Source organism: Streptomyces sp. NBC_01537 (assembly GCF_045040445.1).
Lineage (GTDB): Bacteria > Actinomycetota > Actinomycetes > Streptomycetales > Streptomycetaceae > Actinacidiphila.
This window is the reverse complement of record NZ_CP109392.1, coordinates 6,903,241-6,915,491: the sequence shown is the minus strand read 5'-3', so window position 1 is coordinate 6,915,491 and position 12,251 is coordinate 6,903,241. Positions and strand designations below refer to the sequence as shown.

Annotated in this window: 13 protein-coding genes; 9 read left to right on the top strand and 4 right to left on the bottom strand. The window is 71.5% G+C overall.

Translation table 11 applies throughout. From position 1 onward, the window contains the following. Window positions 1-53: 53 nt before the first annotated feature. Window positions 54-1,049 carry an aldo/keto reductase gene (locus OG607_RS31770; RefSeq protein WP_405730752.1) on the bottom strand — a complete coding sequence of 332 codons (996 nt, stop codon included), beginning with the start codon at window positions 1,047-1,049 and terminating at the stop codon, window positions 54-56. A 2-nt stretch (window positions 1,050-1,051) separates the two neighbouring features. Next, window positions 1,052-1,690, bottom strand: coding sequence for a leucine-rich repeat domain-containing protein (locus OG607_RS31765; protein WP_405730751.1), 639 nt, complete (start codon window positions 1,688-1,690; stop codon window positions 1,052-1,054). 152 nt (window positions 1,691-1,842) lie between these two features. Between OG607_RS31765 and OG607_RS31760 the strand changes: the two genes are divergently transcribed. Beyond that, window positions 1,843-2,646 carry a class I SAM-dependent methyltransferase gene (locus OG607_RS31760; protein ID WP_405730749.1) on the top strand — a complete coding sequence of 268 codons (804 nt, stop codon included), beginning with the start codon at window positions 1,843-1,845 and terminating at the stop codon, window positions 2,644-2,646. Here OG607_RS31760 and OG607_RS31755 read toward each other — a convergent pair. After that, the gene (locus OG607_RS31755) at window positions 2,643-3,617 is read right to left on the bottom strand and encodes a helix-turn-helix domain-containing protein (RefSeq protein WP_405730747.1); all 975 of its coding nucleotides are present in this window, start codon (window positions 3,615-3,617) and stop codon (window positions 2,643-2,645) included. The genes OG607_RS31760 and OG607_RS31755 overlap by 4 nt on opposite strands. A gap of 121 nt (window positions 3,618-3,738) precedes the next feature. Here OG607_RS31755 and OG607_RS31750 point away from each other — a divergent pair, with 121 nt between their 5' ends. Further along, complete coding sequence (locus OG607_RS31750; RefSeq protein ID WP_405730745.1) at window positions 3,739-4,776, top strand: saccharopine dehydrogenase family protein; 1,038 nt, start codon at window positions 3,739-3,741, stop codon at window positions 4,774-4,776. Window positions 4,777-4,791: 15 nt separating this feature from the next. Here OG607_RS31750 and OG607_RS31745 read toward each other — a convergent pair whose 3' ends face one another. Further along, on the bottom strand, window positions 4,792-5,844 hold the full coding sequence (locus OG607_RS31745; RefSeq protein WP_405730744.1) for a LacI family DNA-binding transcriptional regulator: 1,053 nt from the start codon (window positions 5,842-5,844) through the stop codon (window positions 4,792-4,794). 217 nt (window positions 5,845-6,061) lie between these two features. Here OG607_RS31745 and OG607_RS31740 point away from each other — a divergent pair, with 217 nt between their 5' ends. The 7 genes from OG607_RS31740 to OG607_RS31710 are packed head-to-tail and all read left to right on the top strand — an operon-like array spanning window position 6,062 to window position 12,248. Next, on the top strand, window positions 6,062-7,009 hold the full coding sequence (locus tag OG607_RS31740) for a dihydrodipicolinate synthase family protein (RefSeq protein WP_405730742.1): 948 nt from the start codon (window positions 6,062-6,064) through the stop codon (window positions 7,007-7,009). A gap of 7 nt (window positions 7,010-7,016) precedes the next feature. Next, the gene (locus OG607_RS31735; protein WP_405730740.1) at window positions 7,017-7,886 is read left to right on the top strand and encodes an ABC transporter substrate-binding protein; all 870 of its coding nucleotides are present in this window, start codon (window positions 7,017-7,019) and stop codon (window positions 7,884-7,886) included. 35 nt (window positions 7,887-7,921) lie between these two features. Beyond that, a complete protein-coding gene (locus OG607_RS31730) occupies window positions 7,922-8,650 on the top strand; it encodes an amino acid ABC transporter permease (protein ID WP_405730738.1) in 729 nt (242 codons plus the stop codon). Continuing rightward, window positions 8,647-9,402 carry an amino acid ABC transporter ATP-binding protein gene (locus tag OG607_RS31725; protein ID WP_405730737.1) on the top strand — a complete coding sequence of 252 codons (756 nt, stop codon included), beginning with the start codon at window positions 8,647-8,649 and terminating at the stop codon, window positions 9,400-9,402. Before OG607_RS31730 ends, OG607_RS31725 begins: the two co-directional genes overlap by 4 nt. A gap of 44 nt (window positions 9,403-9,446) precedes the next feature. Further along, window positions 9,447-9,719 carry a (2Fe-2S)-binding protein gene (locus OG607_RS31720; protein ID WP_405730735.1) on the top strand — a complete coding sequence of 91 codons (273 nt, stop codon included), beginning with the start codon at window positions 9,447-9,449 and terminating at the stop codon, window positions 9,717-9,719. Continuing rightward, the gene (locus tag OG607_RS31715; RefSeq protein WP_405730733.1) at window positions 9,712-11,091 is read left to right on the top strand and encodes an FAD-dependent oxidoreductase; all 1,380 of its coding nucleotides are present in this window, start codon (window positions 9,712-9,714) and stop codon (window positions 11,089-11,091) included. Before OG607_RS31720 ends, OG607_RS31715 begins: the two co-directional genes overlap by 8 nt. Continuing rightward, entirely contained in the window at window positions 11,088-12,248 is a 1,161-nt protein-coding gene (locus OG607_RS31710; protein ID WP_405730731.1) for an NAD(P)/FAD-dependent oxidoreductase, read from the top strand. Before OG607_RS31715 ends, OG607_RS31710 begins: the two co-directional genes overlap by 4 nt. The last annotated feature ends 3 nt before the right edge of the window (window positions 12,249-12,251 follow it).

The following is a 12,251-nucleotide window of genomic DNA, read 5'->3' as shown; positions in this document are numbered from 1 at the left end:
CCGTGCGTGACGGGTGTGTTACGGCGGGGCCGTTCGCAGAGCCGTGAGGCAGGTCACCACTGGTGGTGGATCTGCGGACGGATCAGTTCGTCGTAGACCTCTCGTACGGCGTGGTGGGTGTCCTGGTCCAGCGGTGCCAGCGCGGCCGCGGCGGCGTTCGCGTGTGCCTGCCCGGCGTTGCGCGCGCCCGGGATGACCACGCTCACCGCCTCCTGGTCGACGATCCAGCGCAGCGCGAACTGAGCCAGCGTCACACCCTCGGGCACCAGCGGACGCAGCCGCCGCACCGCCTCCAGCCCGGTCGCGTAGTCCACGCCCGAAAAGGTCTCCCCCACGTCGAAGGACTCGCCGCGCCGGTTGTAGGTGCGGTGGTCGTCCGCGCCGAAGACGGTCGCGGCCGTGTACTTCCCCGACAGCAGCCCGCTGGCCAACGGCACGCGCGCAACGACGCCGACCCCTGCCCGCGCCGCAATCGGCAGCACCTGCTCCAGCGGCTTGAGGCGGAATGCGTTCAGGACGAGCTGGATCGTCGCGAGGTTCGGGCGGCGGAGAGCGGCCAGCGCCTGCTCGCAGGTGCGGACGCTGACTCCGTACGCCGCGATGGTCCCGTCCTCGACCAGCGCGTCGAGGGCGTCGAACACCTCGTCGCTCGCATACACCGGGCCCGGCGGGCAGTGCAGTTGCACCAGATCGAGCCGCTCGACGCCGAGGCTGCGCCGCGAACGGTCGGTCCACGCACGGAAGTTGGCGGCGTTGTAGTTCTCCGGTATCTGGGCCGCCCGCCGGCCCATCTTGGTCGCCACGGTCGGTGCCTTGGTGCCCGTCCGGGCGAGCGACCGCAGGAGTTCGCCGATGATCTGCTCGCTTCGTCCGTCCCCGTACTCGTCGGCGGTGTCGATGAAGTCCACGCCCGACTCGAGCGCCGCGTGCAGTGTCCCGAGGGCGTCCGCCTCGTCCGTCCGCCCCCAGTCCGCGCCGCCGAGCTGCCAGGCCCCGAGCCCGATCACCCCGACCTGCCTGTCCGTACGCCCCAGCGTCCTCTTCTCCATGATCACGACTCTAGGGCCTGGTCGCTTCGCCCGGGCCTGGACCTCGATGTCTCAGCTTCGTGGGTGGTCCGCAGGTGGCTGGGTGACGGTGGGGCCGCCACGGTGGGGAACAGCGACGTAGTGTGCGGGTGGCTGGGGCAGCGATTCGACGCCCTGGCGCAGATGCTGCAAGCGTGGATTGCCTCGGCACCCCAGGTGCCGGGGTCGAGATGGCGGGAGTCGAACTCTGCGGCCTGGGGCGTTGGCGGCTGGAGCAGGGGGAACTGAGGCCGGAGCCTGTAGTTGCCGTAGACCGAACGCGTACTGACCGTGCTGCGCTTCAGGCTCGCGCAGTGGGTCAACTCGTAGGGGAACCAGTGCAGTCGGCGCGAGGTGTAAGGGCTGAACTCCTCCAGGCTCTCCATGGCGCCGATCTCCGGCGGGATGCGGACGAGATTGCTGCCGTAGAGCACCAGATGCCGTACCGCCTTGAGCTTGGCGACGCTCGGCGGCAGCGTGATGATCTGCCGCCGTTTCCCTGCGGGGAGCTCGACCAGCGGCTTGAACACCTCGCGCCCGTCGGCAGCCGCCTCTTCGATCAACGCGAGGAGGTGCCGCCACCCCGGTGCCGCGGTGTCCTGACGTTCGGGGTGGAAGCCCACGCTCGGTCCGGCACAGTGCCGGCTGGGCCCACGGCGTTGGCCCAGTGATTCGAGAACAGACGCGGCCCCTCACCCTCACCCGTGTTCCCAGCTCAGCCGCCAGCGCCGGCGGAGGCTCCGCAAGGGCGGGGCCTGTCTGCCAGAATCGCCGCATGGCTGAGCACGACACCGACCGCGGCTATCTGCTGGACAATCGGCAGTCGGAGGCGGGTATCCGGTTCGGCGCCCTCGCCGAACTGTTCGACCCGGTGACGTTCCGGCATGTCGACCGACTAGGGATCCGTGCCGGGATGCGGTGCTGGGAGGTCGGCGCCGGCGGGCCCTCCGTACCCCTCGGGCTGGCCGAACGAGTCGCCCCGACGGGTGCGGTGATCGCCACCGACATCGACGTGTCCTGGACGAGGGACATCGCCGGCGGCGTGATCGAGGTGCTGTCCCACGACGTGGCGGCCGATCCGCCGCCGCCCGGCGGTTTCGATCTCGTGCACGCCCGGCTGGTCCTGGTGCACGTCGCCGACCGCGCCGAGGCACTGCGCCGGATGGTCCAGGCGCTGCGGCCCGGCGGCCGGCTCCTCCTGGAGGACGCCGACCCCACGTTGCAGCCGCTGCTGTGCCCGGACGAGTCGGGGCCCGAACAGCGACTCGCCAACCGGCTGCGGTCCGGCTTCCGCGCCCTGATGGCGGCGCGCGGCGCAGACCTCGCGTACGGGCGGACCCTGCCCAGAGTGCTGCGCGAGGCCGGTCTGGACGAGGTGCAGGCGGACGCGTACTTCCCGATCACCTCGCCGGCATGCGCCGTGCTCGAGGACGCCACGGTGCGGCAGATCCGCCACCGCCTGGTGGGCGAAGGGCTTGCCACCGACGAGGAGATCGACCGTCACCTGGCGAACGTCGCCACCGGGCGGCTCGACCTGGCCACCGCCCCGATGATCTCCGCATGGGGACGCCGCCCTTAGGGCCTCGCCCCCACACGCGCTCTGTCGCCGCGGGTGCGTGAGCGGAAGGTGCGGCGGTAGGTGTCCGGGGGTACGCCGACTGTGCGGTTGAAGTGCCGGCGCAGCGTCGTGGCGGTGCCCATGCCGGCTGCCGCCGCGATGGTGTCGACGCTGTCGTCGGTGGTCTCCAGCAACTCCTGGGCGTGGCGGATCCGCTGGGTCAGCAGCCATTGCAGTGGGGTGGTGCCGGTCACCGATCTGAAGTGGCGGCCCAGGTTGCGCGAGCTCATCCGCGCCTGGCGGGCCAGGTCCTCCACGGTGAGCGGGTGGTCCAGCCGTTCGATCACCCAGGGGAAGAGTTCGGCGAGCGGGTGGTTGTCCGGGGCGGGCACCGGGGTGGTGACGAACTGGGCCTGGCCGCCGTCCCGGTGCGGCGGCACGACCAGGTGGCGGGCGACGGTGTTGGCGATCGACGAGCCGTGGTCGAGGCGGACCAGGTGCAGGCACAGGTCCATGGCGGCGGCTTTACCGGCGGAGGTGAGGACGCTGCCGTTGTCCACGTAGAGGACGTCCGGGTCGACCGTGACCTGGGGGTAGCGGGCGGCGAGGGCTCGGGTGTGGGCCCAGTGCGTGGTGGCGCGCTTCCCATCCAGCAGGCCGGCGGCGGCCAGTACGAACGCGCCGGTGCAGAGGGAGGCCACGCGGGCGCCGGCATCGTGGGCCGCGCGCACGGCGTCGACCAGGTCGGCGGGTGGGGCCTGGTCGATGTCGGCCCAGCCGGGGACGATCACGGTGTCGGCGCGCGTGAGCCGGTCGAGGCCGTGGTCGGGCTCCAGCCGGAAGCGGCCGGCTCGCACGGCGGCCGGCCCGCAGAGGGCGATGTCGTACCAGGGGCCGGTCACGGCGGCCGGGGCGGAGCCGAAGACCTCGCAGGCCAGGGCCAGTTCGAAGTGCAGCATCCCGTCGGTGACGGCCAGTGCGACAGTGTCCATGTCCGGAATTGTACGGGGCATGGCGTTCCGGACACTCGTGTGGGGCCCCCGCCCTCGAAAGGATGTCCGTAACGGATCGCGGCAGATCAGCGGCAGATCATGTGAGCGCGGAGGAGAACCCATGGGGTCGGGGCAGGCAGTTGCGGTGTTCGGCGCGTACGGTCACACCGGACGTTTCGTGGTGGCACAGCTGCGGGAGCGCGGGTTCGTCCCGGTTCTCTCCGGCCGGGACGCCGACAAGCTGAAGGAACTGGCGGCATCCCAGCCCGGACCCGGACTGGACGTCCGCCCGGCGTCGGTCGACGATCCGGCTTCGCTCGACCACGCACTGGCCGGTGCGGCGGCTGTGGTCAATTGCGCCGGGCCCTTCGCCACGACGGCCGCGCCCGTGATCGAGGCGGCACTGCGCGCCGGGATCCCGTACGTGGACGTGGCGGCCGAGATCGAGGCCAACGCCGATACGTTCGCGCACTTCACGGACCGCGCCCGAGCCGCAGGAGTGGTGATCGTCCCCGCGATGGCCTTCTACGGCGGCCTCGGCGACCTGCTGACCACCGCCGCGATGGGCGACTGGACAGCGGCCGACGAGGCGCACATCGCGTACGGGCTGAGCAGTTGGCACCCCACCGCCGGGACGCGCGCGGCAGGCGCGGTTTCCCGGGAGCGGCGGGGCGGCCGGCGCGTCCGCTACACGAAGGGGCAGTTGGAGTACTGCCAGGACGCCCCGCCGACCCTCACGTGGCCGTTCCCCGACCCGATGGGCCCGCGGGCCGTCATCGGGGAGTACTCGATGGCTGACGTGGTCACCGTGCCCAGCCACCTCGACGTCCCCGAGGTGCGCTGCTACATGACCGACGTGGCGGCCAAGGAGCTCTCGGCCTCGGACACACCGGCGCCGAGCCCGGTCGACGAGCGTGGGCGGTCCGCGCAGACCTTCCTCGTCGATGTCGTCGTACGCTCCGGCGGCACTGAACGGCGGGCTGTGGCGAGGGGCCGGGACATCTACGCCGTCACCGCGCCGCTCGTGGTGGAAGCGGTCGACCGCATCCTCACGGGACGGACCAGGACGGTCGGTGTCGCCTCCGCCGGCGAGATCTTCGACGCGCCCGGCTTCCTCCGCGCGCTGTCCCCGCACGTCTCTTTTGAACTGCGCCCGTAGCGGGCGATGGGCCCGCTACACCGACGGCCGGCCCGGAGCCGCGGTCGAGCTTCGCACCACCAGCCGGGACCCGACGCGGATGAGGCGGCCGGCGTCCTCCGGCTCGGGGCCGCCCTCGTCGGGGCGGCTGTCGGGGCGGCTGTCGATGCGGCGCAGCAGCTGCTCCGCGGCGAGCTCACCGAGGTCGCGGGCGCCGTTGTCGACGACGGTGATCGGCGGGTGCCAGTACGGGAACCAGGGCGCCGCCTCGTGGCATACGAGGGAGAGCTGCTCCGGCACCCGGACGCCGAGCTGGACCAGGGCCCCGAGAGTCCCGAACGTCGCCTCGTGGTTGGCGCTGTAGAGCGCGGTGGGCGGGCTGTCCGAGGCCATCAGCCGCGTGACCGCTTCCGCACCGAACGACATGGTGTACGGGCCGCGCTCGCACAGGGCGGGATCGGGTTCGAGTCCGGCGGCGGCCAGAGCCGCGGCGAATCCCGCGTACCGGTCCCTTCCGGAGTCGACGGTGGGCGGGCCGCCGATGAAGGCGATGTTCCGGTGCCCGAGGTCGAGCAGGTGCCGGACGGCCAGTTCGGCGCCTTCCCGGTCGCCGGCCATCACGGAGTCGCCGGGGGCGTCGTCGGGCGAGCGCATCAGGTTGACCACGGGGATACCGGCCGCGCTCACCTGCCGGACCGTCGCGGTGTTGGCGCCCGTGCCCACGATGACCAGGCCGTCGATGCGGTGGTCCAGCAGCATGTCCAGGTAGCGGCGTTCGCGCACCGGGTCGGCGTCGGTGACGCACAGCAGTACCTGGTAGCCGCATTCGTCCAGCCGCTGCTGGAGCACCTCGGTGATGGTGTGGAAAGAGGCGTTGACCAGGTTGGTGATCACCAGCCCTATGAGGTTGCTGCGCCGGGTGCGCAGCCCGCTGGCGATCCGGTTCGGACGGTAGCCGAGGCGTTCCGCCGCGGACTGCACCGCCCGCCGCGTCTGCGCGCTGACCCGGCTGGAGCCGCTCAACACCCGTGAGGCCGTGCTCTTGGAGACCCCTGCCGCGTCGGCCACCTGGTCCAAGGTGACTGCCACCGGTCCACCCCCGATCATGAAATCGATCCCATGGACCCCTTCTCACTCCCGGGGCCGTGGTCGCCATCATGTCAGACGCCGCGAAGTCAGTGGCGTAAACAGTTCGTTTCAGCAGCACATTCACGCCAAATCGAGGTTGACCCCCACCGGACCGGATGCGACCGTGCTGTGGAATCGATCCCACAAGGTGTCGGCCGGCCTCCGATTGGAGCTCACCATGAACACTCCGGGCGCCGTCTCCTGGCGCGGCTACTGGCCGGCCGCACCCACGCCGTTCGCCGCCGACGGCTCGCTCGACGAGAGCGCCTGGCGCGCACTGCTGCGGTTGTACGCGGAACACGGCGTACACGGAGTGCTGGTGAACGGCACGACCGGCGAATGGTTCTCCCAGACCCCCGAGGAGCGCCGCAGGGTCGCCGAGATCGCGGTCGCCGAACTCTCCGGCCGGGTGCCGGTGGTGATCGGCTGCGGCGCGTTCACCGCGGCCGAGTGCGTACGGTACGGCGAGCACGCCCGCTCCATCGGCGCCGACGGCATCCTCACCACTCCCCCGCCGTACGCGCATCCGAGCCAGGAGGAGATCTACGCCTTCTACCGCACCCTCGCGGAGGCGGTGGACCTGCCGCTCATGGTCTACAACTGGCCCCGCGGCACCGCGGTCGACATCACCGTCGACACACTGACCAGGCTGGCCGGGCTCGACACCGTGGTGGCCGTCAAGGACAGCTCCGGCGACGAACTGAAGGTCGCGGACACCTGCGCGGCCCTGGCCGGCCGGGTCCAGGTCTTCGGCCGCTTCATCCACCGCCGGGGCATGGCCGTCATGGCCGAGTTCGGCGGCGCGGGAAACATCGACGGCGGCGGGCTGGGCGCGCCGTTCGCCGTTCCCTTCTACGAGGCCTTCTGGGCCGGTGACATGGACCGGGCCCGGGAATGGTCCGCCCGCTACGAACGGCTTGTGAGCCTGCTGGTCAACGGCGACTACAGCTCCCGATTCGCCTCACCCACCTCGCAGCTCAAAGCCGCAATGCGGCTGCTCGGGCAGCCCGGGGGGCACGTACGCCCCCCGCTGCTCCCGCTGGAGGACCCGTCCGTGCTGCTCCGCCTGTCGGCGGCGCTCGACGAGGCCGGGCTGCACCCCTCTTCCTCCACTGCCGAAAGGTGAACCGACCGTGCGCACTCTGAGAATCGCGGCCTCCGCCGCCCTGCTGCTGACGGTGGCCGCATGCGGCAGCCAGTCCTCCTCCTCTTCTTCTGCCTCCTCGTCGTCCTCCGCCTGCACGCCCAAGCTCGGCAAGGCCGACCTGGTCAAGGCGGGCACGCTGACGATCTCGACCAACGCGACCCTGCCGCCCATGCAGTACCTGGACGCCTCCGGCAACATCATCGGCATGCGGGTCGAGCTCGGCGACGAGATCGCCAAGCTGCTCTGCCTCACCCCGAAGTTCGTCAACATCCCCTTCGACGCGCAGATCCCCGGCGTGCAGTCGGGCCGCTGGGACATGATCAACACCGGCATGTTCTACACGCCGGAGCGCGCCAAGACCATCAAGCTGCTGCCCTACGAGATCCAGGGCGTCGCCGTCTCCGTGGCCAAGGGCAACCCGAAGAAGATCACCTCCGAGGACGACCTGTCCGGTAAGTCCATCGCCGTCGAGGCCCCCGGCTACGAGTTCGACACCCTCACCGCGCTCAACGCCAAGCTCAAGGCCGCCGGCAAGCCGACCGTCACCATCCGCACCTTCACCACCACCGCCGACGCCTACCAGGCGCTCGCCGCGGGCCAGGTCGAAGGGGTGGCCATCGTCGAGGCGGTCACCAGCTATTACCAGAAGGGCGGCACCTTCGAGACGGCGGTCAAGGGCATCAACCCCGCGCCGCTCGCTCTCGGCTTCGGCAAGCAGAAGGCCGGAGACGCGGTGGCCGGCGCGCTGAACACCCTCCGTGACAACGGCTACCTGGCCACCCTGTTCAAGAAGTACAACGTCACCGCCTACTCCGGCGCACTCAAGGTGACCACCGGCGCGATCAGCGCCAAGTAGCCGCCACCTCACCCACGACGGAAAGGGCGAGAGCCATGTGGTCCTGGGAAGCCTTCTTCTCCTTCCTCCACAACCCCATGATCCTCCAGGGAGCCTGGACGACGATCTGGCTGACCGCGGTCAGCATGGCGCTCGCCCTTCCGCTCGCCGTGCTCGTGGCCCTGGGCAGAGCGTCCCGAATCGTTCCGGTCCGGCTGGTCACAGGCTTCTACGTGTGGCTGATGCGCGGCACGCCCCTGCTGGTCCAGCTGGTCATCATCTACACCGGACTGCCCCAGCTGGGGCTGCGCCTCGGCGTGATCAGCTCGGCCCTGACCGGCCTGGTCCTCAACGAGGCGGCCTATCTGTCGGAGATCGTCCGCGCCGGGGTGCTGTCGGTCCCGCGCGGCCAGTCCGAGGCGGCTCGCGCCCTGGGCATGCCGCCCTGGCGGGTGTTCAGGGTGGTGGTCATGCCGCAGGCGCTGCGGGTGATGGTCCCGCCACTCGGCAACAGCTTCAACGGCCTGCTCAAGACCACCACGCTCGTTTCGGTGATCTCCGTCGAAGAACTGCTGCGCCGCACCCAGTTCGCCGTACAGACCAACTTCCGGGTCCTGGAGGGCCTCACCGCGGCGGCCCTGTACTACCTGGCGATGACCACCCTGTGGGGGCTGGTCCAGCGATGGCTGGAGGCCCGCGTAGGCCGCGGGCACCAGACCGGGCCGACCACCGCCCGCCGTATCAAGAGCGCCGCCGCGCCGGCACTCGAATTGGAGACCCGATGAGCATCGAGACGGTCGTCGAAGCGCACCAGGTCCGCAAGTCCTACGGCGACGTCGAGGTGCTCAAGGGCATCGACCTCACCGTCCTGCGGGGCGAGGTCGTCCTCGTGCTGGGCCCGTCGGGCGGCGGCAAGAGCACCTTCCTGCGCACCCTGAACCACCTGGAGACCCCCGACTCTGGCACCGTCCGCATCTGCGGCGAGCGGATCGGCTACGGCGAGCGGGGCGCCCTGCGGGAAGGCCGGATCGCCGTCCAACGGCGGCGTACCGGGATGGTGTTCCAGCAGTTCAACCTGTTCCCGAACATGACCGCGCTGGACAATGTCGCCTCCGGCCCGGTGCACGTGAACGGCGTCCCCAAATCCGAAGCCCGCGCTGCGGCAAGCGAGTTGCTGGCGATGGTGGGCCTGGCCGACAAGACCGGCTCCTACCCCGCCCAGCTCTCCGGCGGCCAGCAGCAGCGGGTGGCCATCGCCCGCGCCCTGGCCATGCGCCCGGAACTGCTGCTCTTCGACGAACCCACCTCGGCCCTCGACCCCGAGATGGTCGGCGAGGTCCTCGACGTCATGGTCCGGCTCCGCGAGGAGGGCATGACCATGATCGTCGTCAGCCACGAGATGGGCTTCGCCCGCGCGGCGGCCGACCGGGTCGTGTTCATCAGCGACGGCCTGGTCGTGGAGGACAAGGCCCCGGACCTCTTCTTCTCCGCGCCGGAGCACGAGCGCACCCGCCAGTTCCTGGACCGGATCCTGTGAACCTCGTACTTCCTCCACCCCCCATGAACCCTGTGAGCACCACCATGAGCACACGCCCTCTGCCGGAGACCGTCACCGTCACCATCGACGGCACTCCCAGCCAGGCCTGGGCGGGCCAGTCCGTGACCGCCGTCCTGGTCTCGGCCGGCATCTGGCCGCTGCGCCGCAACCCGGTCAACGGCCAGCTGCGCGGCCCGTTCTGCGGGATGGGCGTCTGCCTGGAGTGCGAGGTGACGATCGACGGCCGCCCGGGCTCCCGCAGTTGCACCGCGCACGTCACCGACGGCATGGACATCCGGACGGCGACACATGGCTGACGTCATCGAGGAGTCGGAGACGGACGTCGCGGTGGTCGGCGGCGGGCCCGCCGGACTGCACGCGGCGCTGGTCCTCGCCCGGGGCGGCCTGAACGTCGTACTGCTCGACGAGTCCGACACCCTCGGCGGCCAGTACTACAAGCGCAGGCCCGCACAACTCGCCGCCGCCTTCGGCGACTTCCGCCCACGCGGCACCGAGCTGATCCGCGAGGTACGGGACGCGGGCGTCGACTGCCGCACCGGCACCCTCGTCTGGGGCGCTGAGGACGCCGGACGCACCCTCTTCACCTCCGACGTCCACACGGGCGCCCTCGGGCGGGTGCGCGCCCGGGCCACGCTCGCCGCCACGGGCGCGTACGAACGCTCCCTGCCCTTCCCGGGGTGGACGCTGCCGGGCGTGGTGACCCCCGGGCTCGCCCTACATCTGGCCACCATGGACCGGGTACCGGTCGGCAGCCGGGTCGTGCTGTCCGGGACCGGGCCGTTCCTGCTCCCCGTCGCCTGCGCCCTGCTGGAGGTGGGCGCCGGGATCGAGGCGCTGATCGAGCTGAACCACCCGTACCGCCCCCGGGCCGCCTCGGTTGCCGGCGCGCTGCGGCAGCCCGCCCGGCTCGCGGAGGCCGCACGCTATCTGCTGACCCTCGCCCGGCACGGCGTACGCGTCGAGCAGGGCGCGCGCGTGCTGGCCGCGTACGGCGACACCCAGGTCACCGCCGTGGACATCGCCGGAGCCGACGGCGGCGTCCGGCGGGTGGAGACGGACGCGCTGTGCGTGGGCTTCGGCTTCCGCCCCAGTACCGAACTGCCCCGGCTGCTGGGCTGCCGCACCCAGGCGGACCCGACGGGCACGGAACAGCTTCCGGTCGTGGACGCGGACGGCGCGACCTCGGTGGACGGGCTGTACGTCGCCGGGGACTGCGCCGGCATCGCGGGCGTGCACGCGGCAGGCGTACGAGGGCGGCTCGCCGCCCACGCGATCCTGCGCCGGCTGGCACCCGAACGCACGCCCGTGCGGATGGCCGGCCTCCGCCGCCGGGCCCGCGCCCTGGACCGGTTCGCGGCGCTGTCCGACCGGCTCTACCCGCTGCCCGCCGACGCCGTCGCGGACATCCCCGACGCCACCCAGGTGTGCCGCTGCGAGGGGGTCACCGCCGGGGAGATCCGGCAGGCCGTCGCCACCGGCTGGAACGACCTGCACGGCACCAAGGCCGCCACCCGGGCCGGCATGGGCCCGTGCCAGGGCCGCGAGTGCGGCCACATCGTCGCGGCGCTGGCCGCGCCCGCGCCGGGCACTGCGGACTGCTTCGCCGCCCGTATGCCGCTGCGACCGCTGCCCATGGCCGCGACGGTCGAAGGGCAGGAGGTCCGGTGACTCAGCCCGACGTCATCGTCGTCGGGGCCGGGATCCTCGGCGCCAGCGCCGCCTTCCACCTCGCCGAACGCGGTTACCGCGTCGTGGTGCTGGAGCGCGGCGCGCCCAACCGGGAAGGGTCCGGCACCACGGCCGGCAACCTCCACATCCAGGCCATCCACACCCGGCGTCCCGGCCAGGAGGTCCCGGTCGACAGCGCGCGGCTGCTGCCGCTCCAGCTCCGGGCGTCCGGCCACTGGTCGCGGATCGAGGATCAGCTCGACGCGGACGTGGAACTGCGGCGCGGGGGCGGCTTCATGGTCGCCGAAACCGCCGTTCAGGAACAGGAGTTGCGGGAGAAGCACGAGTGGGAACGCCACGCGGGCATCCCCACCGAGGTGCTCACCGGCGACGAGGCCCGCAAGCAACTGCCCCTGCTCTCGGACCGCGTACGCGCCGCCAGTTGGTGCCCGCTCGACGGATACGCCAACCCGCTCCTGATCACCCCCGCCTATCTGACCGCAGCCCGCCGCCTCGGCGCCGAACTGCACGCCTTCACCCCGGTGACCGACATCCGGCGGGTCGGCGACGATTACAAGGTGCTCTCGGGCGACCGGAGTTGGACGGCACCCGTGGTCGTCAACACGGCCGGACCGTGGATCACCGAGATCTCCGCACTGGCCGGAATCCACATCCAGATGTCACCGGTCGCGATCCAGATGCACGTGACCGTGCGGGTGCCGCCGGTGATGCACCACCTGGTTCAGCACATCGGCGAGGGAATGTCGGTCAAGCAGGTCAGCGCCGGCAACCTGCTGATCGGCGGCGGCTGGCCCGCCGCCGAGCTGGACATGGCGGGCCGCAGCACCGTCAGCCTGCCCAGCATGGCCGGCAACCTCGCCCAGGCCGGACGGATCCTGCCGTTCCTCGGCGGGCTGCGGCTGCTGCGCATGTGGGCCGGGCCGCTGGCCGCGACCCCGGACGAGATGCCGGTGATCGGCGAAGTCCCCGGCCACCCCGGGTTCTTCGTCGCGGGCGGCACCTACGCCTTCACCCTCGCCCCGGTGTGGGGCGACACGCTGTGCCGCCAGATCGCGGGGGAACCCCCGGCCGACCCGGTGGACGACCTCGGCCCCGGCCGCCTGCTGTACGACGCCACCACTTCCGTATCGCCCTGAAAG